Here is a 14,791-nt window from a genome sequence, read left to right on the forward strand (position 1 = left end):
CCATGGCTTCATTGTTTCTTCCTAGTCAGAGTGACCCGTTTGCCGGGCTAGTTATTTTCAGTGGCTGGTGACTCAAGAAAGTGCTGCCAGAGCGCGGTGACTACATCGCGATGTTGCCTAAACTCTTCACCATCGGTGAGCGCTTTTTCACCGGTGAGCGCCGCTCGATGGGTAGCGCTGCGATAGGCCAGGTAAGCTTCTCTCAGTCGCTCCGCTTCTTCATAAGGTAAGTGCCCACTCTCTGTCAGGCTCTCTAAAATACGGATATTGTCGCTATACTTCAGTAGCGCGGGGGTTTGGTGAGCGAGCGCTAACACCGCGTATTGGCAAAGAAACTCAATATCCACCATACCACCCGCATCTTGCTTAATATTAAACGTATCACTGGTCGCTTTGCTGCCCAGATGGTCGCGCATTTTCTGACGCATCTTGACCACTTCTTCGCGCAGTGCGGCTTTATCGCGTTCATTGCCTAAAATATCACCGCGCAGTTGGGCGAATTTTTCGGCCAACACATCGCTCCCCGCCACGACACGGGCGCGCACCAACGCTTGGTGTTCCCACGTCCAGGCGTTCTGCCGCTGATAGTCTGCAAAGGCTTTAAGCGATGTTACCAATAGCCCTGAATTCCCCGAAGGCCGTAGGCGCATATCCACTTCATAAAGCGTGCCGGTGGGGGTTACCGCGGTAAGTAGGTGGATAATACGCTGGCCCAAGCGGGTGAAAAATACGGGTGTATCAATGGGGCGTGGGCCATCCGTCGCGCCTTGTCCATCACTATCATGCAGGAAAACAAGATCTAAATCGGAGCTGTAGCCCAGCTCGATGCCGCCCAGCTTGCCGTAGCCGACAATCAGAAAGGCTGCCTCGCGGGTATTCAGGCCCTCAGGAACGCCATGTTTGCGGGTAATATGTTTCCACGCCATGGCCAGTACGGCATCAAGGATGACTTCAGCGATAAACGTTAAGTAATCACTTACTTTCATCAGGTGCCGAGTGCCCATGATATCTGACGCCGCGACATGAAGCGTTTGCGCGTGCTTAAAGACACGCAGCGCCTCCAGTTGCGCCTCTTCGTCATCCTCTGGCAAGCGGTTCAGCGTTTGGCGCAGCTCATCGGCCAGGCGCGCTTTATCGGCCGGGGTGTAGAGCGTTTCCGGCGTCAGCAGCTCGTCGAGTAGGATGGGGTAACGCGCCAGCTGTTCGGCAATCCATGGGCTGGAAGCACACAAACGCATCAGGTGTTCAAGCGCCTGAGGGTTTTCGCGCAGCAGGGCAAGGTAAGCGGTACGCCGTAAGACGGACTCAATCAGTGGCTGCACCCGCGCCAGCGCGGTATCCGGCGCCTCGTTGTCGGCCACGGCATCCAGCAGTAGCGGCATCAACGCATCCAATCTTTCAAAGCCAATCCGCTGCATGCTTTGCACTTGCCGGGAGTGGTAAAGACTCTGCAGACGCTTTAAGGCTTTTTCCGGCGCACCGAAGCCCGCCTCGGCAAGGTGCGCAGTGGCCTCCTCCGCCTCTAGCTCGCCGCGCCAAATCAGTCGCCACTGGGCCAAGCCAAGCTGGCTGTCATCGTTGGCCTCATCTACGTCCTCTTCAGGGTCCGCGATCACTGCATCAAAGTGCTGGCGCACGCGCTCGCGCACTTCATCAAGCTGGGCAATTAGCCCCGGCCAGTCTTCATGGCCCATGGCGAAGGCTACCCGCTCACGGTCGCTATCATCGCTGGGTAAGGTTTGCGTCTGGCGGTCTTCCAGCGCTTGAAGGGCGTGTTCGACGTCACGTAAAAAAGCGTAATCGGGCAGTAGCTCATCAACCACTTCTTGCGGCAACAGGCCTAGCTCGGGCAAGCGATTGAGCGCGGTTTTCAGCGATGTCACCTGCAGTTCGGTATCACGGCCGCCGCGAATCAGTTGGAACGCCTGCACCACAAATTCAACCTCGCGAATGCCGCCGGGGCCGAGCTTGATATTGCTCTGCATTCCTTTGCGCTTCACTTCGCGGTTAATCATCGCTTTCAACTCACGCAGCGACTCAATCGCGCCGAAATCAAGATATTTGCGATACACAAAGGGGCGCAGCCCGGCCAGCAACTCATCACCTGCGTCTAAATCACCCGCCACAGGCCGCGCTTTCAGCATTGCGTAACGCTCCCACTCGCGGCCTTGATCCTGGTAGTAGCTGGAGAGCATGGAAAAACTGCCCACCAGCGGCCCGCCGTCACCTAAAGGCCGCAAGCGCATATCAACGCGGAAGGCGAAACCATCCGCCGTGATAGCATCTAGAGCACCGATTAGCTTTTGACCAAGCTTGGTAAAGTACTCCTGGTGCGCTAATGGCTTGCGCCCGCCCTGGGTTTCACCTTTTTCGGGGAAGGCAAAGATCAGATCAATATCGGAGGAAAGATTCAGCTCACCCGCACCCAGTTTGCCCATACCCAGCACAACCAAGCGCTGGGGCGAGCCGTCTTTGCGTGGCGCGGGCTCACCCCAGCGCGGCGCATAAAATTGCTCAAGCCAACTCAACGCGGCTTCCAGGCAGATTTCGGCAAGCTCAGACACCGCCTTGGCGGTATCCCACATAACGTAGCCGGGGGTACGGTTAAGGTCACGCCAGATAATGCCGACCATCCGCTTGCGGCGAAAACGGCGAATCACCCGCTGCATGGCCTCTTCGTCATCGGCGCTCTCAAGCGACTCGTTCAACCAGCTAGCCAGTTCATCCCGCCCAGGATTTGCGTCCAATTCACCGGCAATATCCAACTCAGCCAACCACTGGGGGTAGCGGGCCAGGGTATCCAGCGCGAAGGTTGAAATGGCCAACACTTTAGCAAGCGCCTCACGGCGCTGCTCAGAAAGCCCCTGCCAACTGCTTGAAGGCAGCTCTTGCTGGGTCATCTCAGCAATATTATCGGCTTGGGTCAGCGCCTCAATTAAGCGCTGCCAAGCGGCCTGGGTAGCTTTTTGTAACGACGCTGGCAGCGTCGACAACGGTAAAAAATCGTCGTTCACTTGCATAACTACCTCGCTGTCCAGCGTGTTAAAAATATTCAGCTCTTAAACCAGCTTAGCTATAAAACTTTTCCCAACCCAATAGCCCCCAGGTAAGGCCAGCCATCATCAGTGACAGCATAACAGCGGCGGAGCCAATATCCTTGGCCCGGCCAGAAAGCTCGTGGTGCTCAGTGCCAATGCGATCAACCACGTTTTCAATCGCACTGTTCAAGAGCTCGACGATCAATACGAAAAACAGGCTACTCACCAGCAGTAGCCAACTGATGATGCTGTCCCCTATCCACCAGGCGAAGGGGAGTAACAACGCAGTAATCACGACTTCTTGGCGAAAGGCTGCCTCGTTTCTAAACGCGGCCTTAAGCCCCTTCCACGAATAGCGCGTGGAGTGGACCAAATGGGTTAAACCGGTATGCCCTGGTTTCATGCAGGTCGCCTCACCTTGTGAGCGTAAAGGAAAATCAGTTCGCTAAAATCATGGCGTCCAAATCCAGTGATAATGGATCCAGCACCTCAGTCCAGCTTAAATACGGCGTACTGCCGCTACCATTGACCATGACACTAAATACTCCCCAGCGTCCTTGCGCGGTGCGAAAATAGCCCGCCGCGGCGCGCACAGCAAAGGGTTGATTCAGCGTACCGGTTTTTAACATGACATTGTTTTGAAACGTGGTTGAGCCACGCCGAATAAAGCGCATAACGCCGTTGGCTGGCGATTGGAAAGCGGCCACAAAGCTTGGAAACAGCGCGCTCTGCCGAAACATGTCTTCCAGCATCACGTTAATCCCCTGAGCCGATGTGCGGTTTTCCGTCGTCAGCCCGCTGCCGCTATACAACGTTAATGGCCCATGCCCAGGAAGACGCTGCACATAAGACTCAATGGCTTGGCCTGCCTGGCGTAACTGCGCCTGGGGCGTTTCGACCAGATCAAGCGCCAGTACATCGGCCATGTAGTTATTGGAGTAGTTCATGATGCGCAGCAATATTTCTTGCAGAGGCTGGCTATCGACGGCGGCCAAGCGCTGTGCCGTGCTGGGCGGCTGGGTCGAACTGACGCGCCATGAGTCGCTTACCTGAATCCCTGCCTGATTCAGCATACCCATCAGCACTTGTGCAGTTTTCTCGGCCGCATCGCCCGCGCCACGATAAACATCCCGGGCAGTGGCATTGGTCGAAATCTGTCCCGTCAGGCGCATCACGTCACCACGTTCATCGGTGATACGTTCAGCACTAATCTCGGTGCCGCTATTGGCTGGGCGAGTGACGACTTGATTATCAATGGTGATCAGCGAGGTCTGGCTATCGCACAGCCCCACCCGGGCTGGCTCACCTGCGCTAGCAGCGGGGGCGACATTGACACACCAACTGCCGAAATTAACGCCAGCTGACGAAAGCGGCGCGCTGTAGGCGTTGGTGACCCGAGTGAGGGCATCGCAGCGGTCGGTAGTAATACAGTCAACCGGCCCAAACCGCCACTGGCTGACCACCAAGGCGCCATCAATTTCACGCACCCCGGCTAAGTGCAAACGCTGCACCAAGCGCCATAGGTTTTCCGTGGTCAGGCCGGGGTCGCCACCGCCCTCAAACACTAAATCGCCACGCAGTACACCGCCTTCAGCTCTGTCTTCAACCCTGCCCGAGCTAACTAGCTGGCTGGTAAAACGATGCTGAGGACCAAAACGGATCAGCGCCGCCGCCGCCAGGTATGCCTTGGTAACAGACGCGGGCGATAACTGGCGCTCTGGATTAATGCTGCCCAGCAGCGCATTAGCGCCTGTGTCGGCGTCAAGCAGGCGCGCTTCAGCACTGATCGAGAAACCTTTGTTCTGCAGTTGGCTCAGGCGGTTGAAATCAGCGAACAGGCTGGCACTGGTGCACAGGGCCAGCGAGGCAATCCCGAACACCAGCGACCAGCGCCGCAGACGCTTAACAGTAAAAAAAGAACCCATTAAATTACCTCAATGCACGTTCATTTTGGAAAACACTTGCAGCAGAACCACACCCGCCACAATCAGGCTAATCCCCAGTACCGCCGGCAAGTCGGGCTTTTCACCAAACACCACAATGCCGACCAAGGTGACCAACACAATGCCCAGACCCGCCCAAATCGCATAGGCGACCCCCACCGGCAGCGTGCGCAGCACCAGGCTAAGCAGATAAAAGGCGAGCCCGTAGCCAACCACCACCACAACGCTCGGCAATGGACGTGTGAAGCCCATAGAAGCCTTTAATGCACTCGTAGCAATGACTTCGGCCACAATTGCCAATACCAAATAAACAAACGTCATATCCGCTCCAAATCAACCCATAACCACCACAGCGCTTGGCCACTTTGAGCATACTTCGCCTCAAACGGTGTTAAATAGTCACCTTCAGGTACAAATTCAGCCACTGCAGCCTGCTTGCCGGTTACCTGCGCCACCGCCAAGGCAAACTCTTCAACGTAAAGCGACCAATTTGAGCGCAGCTCAAGGTGCCCACCAAGCGCCAACAGTGTGGGTAAAACCGCATGGCCATGCCAGCGCATTTTGAGATGCCCTGCTTTGGGGTAAGGATTGGGGTAAAGCAAATAGTGATACTCGGGCGCCCAGCCTGCCTGATAGGCCAAACGCCAGAAATCGACCAGATCCGCGCGCACTAGCAGTGCATTATGTGGCAGTTCGCCGTGATCACGCCCCAAACGATCCTCACTGCGATCAATGCCAATCACGGCATGGCCGGGGAACTGCGCCGCTAGTTGGCGTGTCGATACCCCGACGCCACAGCCGGAATCAAGTATCAGCGGTGCCTGGCGGCTCGCCAGCCATTCGGCCGCCTGCGCAAAGTTGCGCTGCGTGTGCTCGGCGATCGGTTTACGTAATGGATGCGTGAGCGCTCGGTTGACCCGGCGCGCTAAATCCTGATGCGGGCCTGGCTGATTAGAGGTCACTGGTCGAGAATTATGCTGCATGCCATCTCTCGGCTGAAAAGCGTGATTCTAACAGTCTCGAGCGCTTGCGGCATGACGCCGTTGCGTGGCCGGTGCTATGATCACGCATTAGGTACTTATTAAGCGCATCGCTTTGGTCATAATAGAGCTAGTTATAATTGACTTAGCTATAATTTAATTAGCTATGACTGGCTTAGAGCGTTGTCAATAATTGTTATTACCACCACCGCATCACGAGGAACCCGGCTTGTCACACTTACCGGTGATTGTCGGCATGGGCGGCATCAACCCCGCTGGCAGAACCTCTGGCCATCAGGCCTTCCGCCGCACTGTGCTTGATGCCCTCCCTGCTGACCAGCAACGCCAGACACTGGAAGGCTTGGCGGCGCTTATGCGCCTAGTAGAGCACTCCGAAAAAGGGTGGCACGACAGTCAAGGCCACCCCATAGAGGCCCCGGCTCAGTCGCTGCGTGATCAGGTATTGAACCACACCCTGATCCGCCGCAATGAAGACCCGCGCTTTCTAGATCCCGGCATGCCGTCTAATCGGCACGCCAGCATGCAGTTGGCCGAGCCGCTACGTTTTACCCTGCGCCGCCGCCAACTGCCTGAAAATCTGCCCGCTGATTGGCAGGTACGCGATATTGATGCCCGCGAGGTAGAAGTCAGGGTGCCCGCCGGAGTGCTTGAAGTACTGCTGCCTGACGCCCAGCTACCCAAGGTTCGCGCGGCGGCTCAGCTACCCAGCGGCTTTGACCCGGCGAGCCTCTACCGCAGTGTGCACCACCCCCGCGGCCTATCGCTGGCGGTATTTGGCGCAAGCGACTGCCTGGGCGCCAGCGGCCTCTCATGGGAGACACTGCGTCAGCAGTTAAACCCGGATCATATTGCCGTGTACGCAGGTAACTCCATTGGCCAGTTAGACGATCAGGGCTGGGGCGGCTTACTGAAAAGCCTGGTGAGCGGCCAGCGTGCCACCTCCAAGCAGATGCCGCTGGGCTATGGTCAGATGCCCGCCGACTTTTTGAATGCCTATGTACTCGGCAGCGTGGGCGGCACCGGGGCGGCTCTTGGCGCTTGCGCTAGTTTTCTCTACAACCTGCGGCTGGGCATTGACGACATTCGGGCCGGACGCCGCCGTGTGGTGATGGTAGGCACCGCGGACGCCCCCATTACGCCGGAGATTATAGAGGGCTTCAGGGCCATGGGCGCGCTGGCCGACGACGCGGGCCTGAAAGCCCTGGATGCGCTGGAGCTGCTCACCGACAGCGATTACCAGCGCGCCTGCCGCCCCTTTGCGCGCAACTGCGGCTTTACCATGGCGGAAGCCAGCCAGTTTGTGCTGCTGATGGACGATGCGCTGGCAATGGAAGTCGGCGCGGATATTCTCGGCGCGGTGCCTGACGTATTCGTCAATGCTGACGGTTACAAGCGCTCGATTTCGGCGCCGGGGATTGGTAATTACATCACCCTGGGTAAAGCGACTGCGCTGGTGCGCGATATGCTGGGTGAAAAAGCCCTTAAAGAGCGCAGCTTTTTGCATGCGCACGGTACCAGCACCCCCAAAAACCGCATTACCGAATCCCATGTATTCGACGAAATCGCCCGCGCCAACGGCATTAACGACTGGCCGGTCGTGGCCATCAAAGCCTTTATCGGTCACTCCCAAGGCTCCGCGGCGGGAGACCAGTTGGCAAGCGCCCTGGGCAGCTTTGCCCACGACTTGCTGCCCGGCATCCCAACCCTGGATGCGGTGGCTGACGACGTCTATGCCGAGCGGTTACGTTTTTCAAAAACGGCGCAAACGTTTCGCGCGGACGCTGCCTTTATTAACGCCAAAGGCTTCGGCGGCAATAATGCCACCGGTGTTGTACTCTCACCTGCGGTGACCGAGCGCCTGCTGGCTCAGCGCCATGGAGCCGCCGCCGTAAGTGCCTGGAAAGAGCGTCGCGAGACTACCCGTGAAGCGGCAGCGGCCTACCTTGCTCAGGCAGACCATGGTCACTACGCACCGCGCTACCAGTTCGGTGAAGCAGTGCTGGAAGGCCCAGAGTTGGATATTCATGCCGACAGGATTCATATTCCCGGTTACGACCACGCGGTTTCGCTCACCAGTGACAATCCCTTTGGCCGTTTGGACGAGGAGACATCGTGATGAGCAGCGGCAAAATCAATATCGCCGTCTATCCAGGCACTTTCGACCCGATCACCAATGGCCACTTCGACCTCATTGAACGCGGCGCGCGCATGTTCGACAAAGTCGTTATCGCAGTGGCGGCAAGCCCCGGCAAAAGCCCCAATCTCGGCCTGGAAACGCGCATGGAACTGGTCAAAAAGGTCTGTGTGTCGTTACCCAACGTGGAAGTCATCGGCTTTTCCAACCTGCTCACCACCATGATGCATGAGCAGGAAGCGACGATTATTCTGCGTGGCCTACGCGCGGTCTCCGATTTTGAGTATGAGCTGCAGCTTGCCAACATGAATCGGGCGCAAAATCCAGAACTGGAAAGCGTCTTTTTAACCCCGGCGGTTGAAAATTCATATATTTCTTCGACCATCGTGCGCGAGATTGCCAAGCTGGGTGGCGATGTTTCTCGCTTGGTGCATCCACAGGTCGCCGAAGCGCTACGTAAGCACTACACTAGCTAGCCAACGCCATTGTTGAGTAAAACACTCGGGTATTGCGGTACAATCGCCCGAGTGTGAACGTATACGCGAGGTATGCCCATGGCCCTGATGATTACCGACGAGTGCATTAACTGCGACGTCTGCGAGCCCGAATGCCCTAATGATGCGATCTCTCCAGGCGAGGAGATTTATGTTATCGACCCCAACCTATGCACCGAATGCGTAGGTCACTATGACGAGCCTCAGTGTCAGCAGGTTTGTCCGGTGGACTGTATCCCCCTTGACCCAGAACGCCACGAAAGCCAAGAGCAGCTGATGAAGAAGTACCGCATCATCACGGCCGCTTAAGCCTAATGCGGATTTGGGCCCTCGCCTGGCCAATCATTCTTTCTAATATCACCGTTCCGCTACTTGGGTTGGTCGATACCGCCGTGGTTGGGCATCTGCCCGACTCTCGCTATCTGGCGGGCGTTACCCTGGGTGCGACTCTCTTCAGCTTTCTCTATTGGGGCTTTGGTTTCTTGCGCATGGGCACCACGGGATTAGTCGCACAAGCCATGGGCCGTGAGAGCGACACGGATGTGCGCAACCTGCTGGGACAGTCGCTGATCATGGCACTGGTGATCGGTACCCTGCTGATTGTGTTTGCCTCTCCGCTGATTACGTTAGGCTTGTGGCTATTGGATGGTAGTGAAGTAGCCACCGATTTAGCGCGTGAGTACGCCCACATCCGTCTCTGGTCAGCGCCAGCGGTACTTGCCAACTACGCCATTTTGGGCTGGTTTTTGGGGCAACAGAACTCACGCGTCACGCTGATGATTCTGCTGCTCACCAATAGCGTCAATATCGTGCTGGATTTATGGTTTGTGGTAGGCCTGGGGATGACCAGTAATGGCGTAGCGTGGGCCAGCGTGATCGCCGACTATAGTGCGCTAGCGTTTGGCAGCTATTTAGTACTGCGCCAATTAACGAGGCTAGAAGGACATTTTTTGCGCGAGCGTTTGCTTGCCCTAGCGGCTTATACAGCCCTATTCAACGTTAACGCTAACCTGTTTGTGCGCACGCTTGGCCTGCTGTTTGCCATGGCGTTCTTTACCGCCCAGGGCGCCCGCCAAGGCGACACGGTGCTCGCCGCCAATGCCGTGCTACTGCAATTTATCATGCTCACCAGCTATGCCCTGGATGGCTTTGCCCATGCGGCTGAATCCCTGATTGGGCGCGCCTATGGGCGCAAAGATTGGCGTGAGTTTGCCGCTACCGTGCGCGCCGCTGCGGTTTTTTCTTTCTGGACGGCTGGCGCTGCCGCTTTACTGTTCGCACTAGGCGGCAATGCGCTAATTGCGCTTCTCACTGGTCTTGAAGAGGTACGTACGACGGCAGCACACTACCTACCATGGATGGTGATCATGCCGCTGTTCGCCGTATGGAGCTATCTACTCGATGGCGTATTTATTGGCACCACCGCCGTTAGTGAAATGCGCAACAGTATCTTTATCGGTCTTGCCGCTTATCTACCCACTTGGTGGATCACTCAGGGACTGGGTAACCACGGTCTATGGCTTGCATTCATGCTCTTTACGCTGGTTCGCTCGGCAGTACTCATTCATTATTATCGACGCTACCGGCGCACACACTGGTGCTAAGATGGCCGCCATTAATGGCAGTTGCGTTAACGTGAGATGTAGCGGGCAGCTTCAACGTGAAAAACAGCGCGCTCGCCCGTATATTAGCTATGCACCTCCTAGACACTGACTAGGCACTTTCTAATAATGAATAAAGAGAGCATCCCATGCTTAAAATGATCTCAAAACCGGCCGTAAAGCTGGTGGAGCGCTATCTACCCGACCCGTACATTTTCGTTCTGCTGCTGACGTTAATTGCCGCGGTCGCCGCGATCGCCATTGAGCGCCAAACACCGCTAGCGGTTCTGCGCTTCTGGGGCGATGGCTTCTGGGGTTTACTGACATTCTCTATGCAGATGCTGCTGGTGTTGGTTACCGGTTTTATGCTGGCTAGCTCCCCGCCGGTAAAACGTATTCTGCAAAAAATCGCTGGTACGGCTAAAACACCCGGTGGCGCCATCATTCTGGTGACGCTGGTTTCCTTGGCGGCCAGCTGGATTAACTGGGGGTTTGGTCTTGTGGTCGGCGCGCTGTTTGCTAAAGAGCTGGCCCGGCTGATTCGCGTTGACTATCGGCTCCTCGTTGCCAGTGCCTACTCGGGTTTTGTGGTGTGGCACGGCGGCTTGGCAGGTTCGATCCCCTTGACCATCGCCACCGAAGGCCATTTTACCGCTGACCAGATTGGCGTCATTAGCACCGGCTCAACGATTTTCGCCTTCTTCAACCTCGCCATTGTGGTCTGCCTGTTTATCGCCATACCACTGGTGAACCGTATGATGCTGCCGGATGAGAAGGATAGCGTCTACGTCGACCCCAGCGTACTGAACGACAAGCCAGAGCCGGTAGGACGCATTACTCGTCCGGCAGAACGTCTTGAAAACAGCTTGACCCTTTCCCTACTTGTAGGGGTGCCTGGCGTGCTGTTCTTGCTTGATCACTTTTTGCTGCGCGGCGGCGGCTTGAACCTTAACGTCGTTAACTTCCTGTTTCTGTTCCTTGCTATTGTTCTGCATCGCACGCCACGCAACCTTCTCAACAGTTTGAATGAAGCGATCAAAGGCGGTGCGGGTATTGTTATTCAATTCCCCTTCTACGCTGGCATCATGGCCATCATGGTTCAATCAGGGCTGGCTGAAAGCATGTCTGAGTGGCTGATCTCATTTGCCACCGCCAGCTCACTCCCCTTCTGGTCATTTATCAGCGCTGGGATTGTGAACCTGTTTGTCCCTTCTGGCGGCGGCCAATGGGCCGTACAAGCACCAGTGATGCTCCCTGCGGCTCAAGCGTTAGGTGCCGACATTTCACGGGTGGCCATGGCAGTCGCTTGGGGTGATGCCTGGACCAACCTGCTGCAACCCTTCTGGGCGCTACCGGTACTCGCTATTGCCGGGCTGAAGGCAAAAGACATTATGGGCTTCTGCCTGATTCAGCTGTTTATTACCGGCATTATCATTTCAGTTGGCCTAATGTGGTTTTAAAAAACAGCCAATGACTGCCCGCCGCTCAGTTTGCCCGGCATTTGGGCGGCGGGCAGTGATAACAGAAGGAACACCGCATGTCCGAGACGGAAACCAGCGCGAGTACCGCTATCAATACTGCCCTGCCTGGGCAGCACGAACTCTCCATGACGGTATTAATGACACCTGACATGGCGAATTTCAGCGGCAAAGTGCATGGTGGCGCTATTCTTAAAAAGCTCGATGAAGTCGCGTTTGCTTGTGCTAGCCGTTATTCAGGTCACTATGTGGTGACACTGTCGGTAGACCAAGTCCTGTTTAAACAGCCGATCCATGTCGGTGAACTGGTCACGTTCTTAGCCTGCGTCAATCATGTGGGCCGCTCATCAATGGAAATTGGTATTAAGGTCGTGGCCGAAGATATTCGCAATAAGCTAATCCGCCATACCAACAGCTGCTACCTCACCATGGTCGCGATTGATGCTGAGGGCAAACCCGCCAGCGTACCGCCACTCACGTTGGCAACACCGCTGCAGAAACTACGCTTTGAAAAAGCAGCGCTGCGCAAAAAGTTACGCAAACAGGCGGAGCAAGAAGAGCTGTTGACCCAACAACAGCATCAGTCGCAGGCTCAGTAACAACCGTTGTAACGCCCCACCATAAGGAGTTCGCATGCCTGCCAGGGAACGCTACCCGCACCTGCCTAAAGCGGTCGAATATGCCCATATCGGTTGGGATTTTTTCATTCTGACGCTGGTGGTGATTAACCTCGCGCTACTGCTGTTTGATTCACTGTTTCTGCTCGGCCCTATTAACCAAGGCATCGCCAATCTCGCGCCCGGTTTTCATACTTTCTACGATGAGGTGATTCATAGCCGCTTCATCACCATCGACTTGGTATTTGTCAGCTTTTTTATCGCCGATGTACTGTTGGGCTGGTCAATTGCCATTGCCGAGCGGCGCTACCACCGCTGGTTTTTCTACCCCTTCGTGCACTGGTATGACGTGCTGGGCTGCATTCCCCTCGCAGGCTTCCGCCTGCTGCGTATTCTACGCGTGGTATCGTTAATCAATCGGCTGCATCGCCTCGGCCTTATTGATGTTACCCACTGGTATGTCTATCAATTTGTTGCCAAGTATTACGATATTCTGCTGGAGGAGCTTTCTGACCGTATCGCGCTACGGCTATTGGGCAATGTACAGCAGCAGATACGCGCCAGCGATTCGCTGACCGAGCGCGTGATTGAGCGTGTGATCATGCCCCGCAAGTCGCAGCTGATTCATGAGATTGCGCAGCGGTTGGAGAGCACTATCGGCAAAGCCTATCAGCACAACCGTCAGTCCATTATGGCGGCGATCAGCGATTTGGTTAGCCGTACGCTCCGGGAAAGCCCCGAGATTCAGCGCCTTAACCGCCTGCCCATGGGGCAGCAGGCCACCAGCGCTATGGAGGCATCACTCAGTGGCGTCGCCCAGCGACTAGTCGATGAGCTGCTGCTAGGTATTCATTCCGATGAGTTTAGGCAGTTAGTTGAGCGCACCGCCGACAGCGGCTTCGACACTTGGCTAACGGTTGACGAAGGCAGCAATCGCGTTACCGAGCAGGTGATGTATGACATTCTCGAAATGCTTAAAGACCAGATAAGCCATCAAGGCTGGAAAGACCGCTATGAATAATTCATAAGGTGGCGGGGGCTAACGGCCGCTCGCCCAAACAGGCGGCAACAATGCCCAATGCCTGAATGAGTTCGCTGCGATCCGCCGCGGCCCCAACACATAGACGAATGGCTTGGGGTGCGGGGGTGCTGCCCACACAAAAGGGCTCAGCGCTGCTTACCTTAACGCCCCGCTGCAGTAGCCGATCACACAGCTCTACGGCCCGGCTTCCCTCTGGCAGCGTCAACCATACATTACTGCTGTGGGAGCGCCCGCTTAGGGTAAACCCTTGCAGCCATTGGGCGGCCAACTGTTGACGCTCCGCTAACTCTTGAGTCTGCCAGGTAAGTAGTTTTTCCGCCGCGGCTTGGTTAATCCAGTGGCAGACCACGTCGACCATTAGCGGCGGCACCATCCAACTCTGGGCGCGCAGGCCAGTCGCTAACCGCTCGTGCAAACTTTTAGGCGCCCGCAGCACGCCAATTCGCAGCCCCCCCGCCAACACTTTAGCGGTGCTAAACACAAACAGTGTGCGTTCTGGCGCAAGCTTGTAAAGAGGCGTACCACGCTGCTCAGCGGGTAGATATTGCACGCCGTCTTCAATCAGCCAGATATCATGGCGCCTCGCCAGCGCCACCAGCTGTTCGCGACGCGGCGCGCTTAAACACGCGCCGGTGGGGTTGTTCTGCTCCGGCGTAAGATAAATCGCTCTCGGCGGCTGCCGGGCACACTGCGCCTCCAGCAGATCCATGCGCATCCCTTCGCTGTCTTGACCAATCCCTACCAACTTGAGATGACCTTGCTGCGCTGCGCTGATGGCACCGGGGTAGGTCAAGGCATCGGCAGCCAGCAGCTCGCCCGGCCGTAGCAAGGTGCTGAGCGCCAGACTAATGCCGTGCTGGCCACCTTGGGTGATCAGCAGTTCATCAGCCATCAGAGACATGCCTAAGGTATTTAACCAGCGAGCCAGCACCTCACGATGCTCGCGACGCCCCTGGGACTCTTGGTAGGTCACACCCCGCGCTAATGCTGCACCGGATTGGCTTAAGGCGAGCAGCGCTTCGCTCAACAGCGACTGTCGCAACGGGTGGGGCGGAGGCAGGCTAAGACTTAAATCGATCACACCGGCCGTTTCATCAGCGGGAAACGTCAGGCTAACAGCGTTGTCTTGCGTTTTGCTCCTCACATAGGTGCCGCTACCCACCCGTGCCGATACCCAACCGCTGCGCTCAGCTTCAGCGTAACCCCGGGTTACCGTGCCGATGGTCACCCCTAGCGCATCTGCCAAACGGCGCTGGGGCGGCAAGCGCTCCCCAGGCAGTAGTTCACCTGCCTGGATAGCGGCTTCAATGGCGCTGGCAATAGCGCGATAGCGTGAACCAGAAAACTCAGCGAGCGAAGGCACCCACATTGTCATGGTGACAATAAAACCTTTGACGTTAATTTAATCCCCATTATGCTAACAATAGGCGCTCTAAAGCAATC

At 56.4% G+C, this 14,791-nt stretch carries 13 protein-coding genes; 7 read left to right on the plus strand and 6 right to left on the minus strand.

Translation table 11 applies throughout. From position 1 onward, the window contains the following. Window positions 1-47: 47 nt before the first annotated feature. From glnE to trmB, 5 genes are read right to left on the minus strand one after another with little or no spacing between them, the layout of a single operon-like run. Complete coding sequence (gene glnE, locus ACXUPB_RS16970) at window positions 48-3,020, minus strand: bifunctional [glutamate--ammonia ligase]-adenylyl-L-tyrosine phosphorylase/[glutamate--ammonia-ligase] adenylyltransferase (protein ID WP_472953582.1); 2,973 nt, start codon at window positions 3,018-3,020, stop codon at window positions 48-50. Window positions 3,021-3,069: 49 nt separating this feature from the next. Further along, window positions 3,070-3,441, minus strand: coding sequence for a diacylglycerol kinase (locus ACXUPB_RS16975; protein WP_008957571.1), 372 nt, complete (start codon window positions 3,439-3,441; stop codon window positions 3,070-3,072). A 34-nt stretch (window positions 3,442-3,475) separates the two neighbouring features. After that, window positions 3,476-4,963: a D-alanyl-D-alanine carboxypeptidase/D-alanyl-D-alanine endopeptidase gene (gene dacB, locus ACXUPB_RS16980; protein ID WP_035562035.1), complete on the minus strand. Its 1,488-nt coding sequence runs from the start codon at window positions 4,961-4,963 to the stop codon at window positions 3,476-3,478. 9 nt (window positions 4,964-4,972) lie between these two features. Then, window positions 4,973-5,302 carry a DMT family transporter gene (locus ACXUPB_RS16985; RefSeq protein ID WP_008957573.1) on the minus strand — a complete coding sequence of 110 codons (330 nt, stop codon included), beginning with the start codon at window positions 5,300-5,302 and terminating at the stop codon, window positions 4,973-4,975. After that, window positions 5,299-5,964: a tRNA (guanine(46)-N(7))-methyltransferase TrmB gene (gene trmB, locus ACXUPB_RS16990; RefSeq protein WP_179916547.1), complete on the minus strand. Its 666-nt coding sequence runs from the start codon at window positions 5,962-5,964 to the stop codon at window positions 5,299-5,301. Before trmB ends, ACXUPB_RS16985 begins: the two co-directional genes overlap by 4 nt. 253 nt (window positions 5,965-6,217) lie before the next feature. Between trmB and ACXUPB_RS16995 the strand changes: the two genes are divergently transcribed. From ACXUPB_RS16995 to ACXUPB_RS17025, 7 genes are all read left to right on the plus strand, one after another. Beyond that, window positions 6,218-8,098, plus strand: coding sequence for a beta-ketoacyl synthase (locus ACXUPB_RS16995; protein ID WP_179916576.1), 1,881 nt, complete (start codon window positions 6,218-6,220; stop codon window positions 8,096-8,098). Further along, entirely contained in the window at window positions 8,098-8,592 is a 495-nt protein-coding gene (gene coaD, locus ACXUPB_RS17000; RefSeq protein ID WP_035562027.1) for a pantetheine-phosphate adenylyltransferase, read from the plus strand. The genes ACXUPB_RS16995 and coaD overlap by 1 nt, the downstream gene beginning before the upstream one ends. A gap of 78 nt (window positions 8,593-8,670) precedes the next feature. Next, the gene (locus ACXUPB_RS17005) at window positions 8,671-8,919 is read left to right on the plus strand and encodes a YfhL family 4Fe-4S dicluster ferredoxin (RefSeq protein ID WP_008957577.1); all 249 of its coding nucleotides are present in this window, start codon (window positions 8,671-8,673) and stop codon (window positions 8,917-8,919) included. A gap of 5 nt (window positions 8,920-8,924) precedes the next feature. Beyond that, window positions 8,925-10,214, plus strand: a complete 1,290-nt coding sequence (locus ACXUPB_RS17010) for an MATE family efflux transporter (RefSeq protein ID WP_179916546.1) — start codon at window positions 8,925-8,927, stop codon at window positions 10,212-10,214. Window positions 10,215-10,360: 146 nt separating this feature from the next. Further along, window positions 10,361-11,671 carry a short-chain fatty acid transporter gene (locus ACXUPB_RS17015; RefSeq protein ID WP_179916545.1) on the plus strand — a complete coding sequence of 437 codons (1,311 nt, stop codon included), beginning with the start codon at window positions 10,361-10,363 and terminating at the stop codon, window positions 11,669-11,671. Between the two features lie 77 nt (window positions 11,672-11,748). Next, complete coding sequence (locus ACXUPB_RS17020; protein ID WP_035562020.1) at window positions 11,749-12,288, plus strand: acyl-CoA thioesterase; 540 nt, start codon at window positions 11,749-11,751, stop codon at window positions 12,286-12,288. A 34-nt stretch (window positions 12,289-12,322) separates the two neighbouring features. Beyond that, window positions 12,323-13,327 (plus strand): ion transporter, encoded by a 1,005-nt coding sequence (locus tag ACXUPB_RS17025; RefSeq protein ID WP_179916544.1) that lies wholly within the window; start codon window positions 12,323-12,325, stop codon window positions 13,325-13,327. A gap of 1 nt (window position 13,328) precedes the next feature. Here the strand turns inward: ACXUPB_RS17025 and ACXUPB_RS17030 are convergent, their stop codons facing one another. Further along, window positions 13,329-14,723 (minus strand): aminotransferase-like domain-containing protein, encoded by a 1,395-nt coding sequence (locus ACXUPB_RS17030; protein WP_179916543.1) that lies wholly within the window; start codon window positions 14,721-14,723, stop codon window positions 13,329-13,331. Between the last annotated feature and the right edge of the window lie 68 nt (window positions 14,724-14,791).

This window comes from Vreelandella sp. DA03-1M (assembly GCF_055725665.1).

Excerpts from the sequence above, each read along its gene's own strand:
- glnE (WP_472953582.1), bottom strand. The coding sequence starts at position 3,020 with ATGCAAGTGAACGACGATTTTTTACCGTTGTCGACGCTGCCAGCGTCG.
- ACXUPB_RS16975 (WP_008957571.1), bottom strand. The coding sequence starts at position 3,441 with ATGAAACCAGGGCATACCGGTTTAACCCATTTGGTCCACTCCACGCGC.
- dacB (WP_035562035.1), bottom strand. The coding sequence starts at position 4,963 with ATGGGTTCTTTTTTTACTGTTAAGCGTCTGCGGCGCTGGTCGCTGGTG.
- ACXUPB_RS16985 (WP_008957573.1), bottom strand. The coding sequence starts at position 5,302 with ATGACGTTTGTTTATTTGGTATTGGCAATTGTGGCCGAAGTCATTGCT.
- trmB (WP_179916547.1), bottom strand. The coding sequence starts at position 5,964 with ATGCAGCATAATTCTCGACCAGTGACCTCTAATCAGCCAGGCCCGCAT.
- ACXUPB_RS16995 (WP_179916576.1), top strand. The coding sequence starts at position 6,218 with ATGGGCGGCATCAACCCCGCTGGCAGAACCTCTGGCCATCAGGCCTTC.
- coaD (WP_035562027.1), top strand. The coding sequence starts at position 8,098 with ATGAGCAGCGGCAAAATCAATATCGCCGTCTATCCAGGCACTTTCGAC.
- ACXUPB_RS17005 (WP_008957577.1), top strand. The coding sequence starts at position 8,671 with ATGGCCCTGATGATTACCGACGAGTGCATTAACTGCGACGTCTGCGAG.
- ACXUPB_RS17010 (WP_179916546.1), top strand. The coding sequence starts at position 8,925 with ATGCGGATTTGGGCCCTCGCCTGGCCAATCATTCTTTCTAATATCACC.
- ACXUPB_RS17015 (WP_179916545.1), top strand. The coding sequence starts at position 10,361 with ATGCTTAAAATGATCTCAAAACCGGCCGTAAAGCTGGTGGAGCGCTAT.
- ACXUPB_RS17020 (WP_035562020.1), top strand. The coding sequence starts at position 11,749 with ATGTCCGAGACGGAAACCAGCGCGAGTACCGCTATCAATACTGCCCTG.
- ACXUPB_RS17025 (WP_179916544.1), top strand. The coding sequence starts at position 12,323 with ATGCCTGCCAGGGAACGCTACCCGCACCTGCCTAAAGCGGTCGAATAT.
- ACXUPB_RS17030 (WP_179916543.1), bottom strand. The coding sequence starts at position 14,723 with ATGACAATGTGGGTGCCTTCGCTCGCTGAGTTTTCTGGTTCACGCTAT.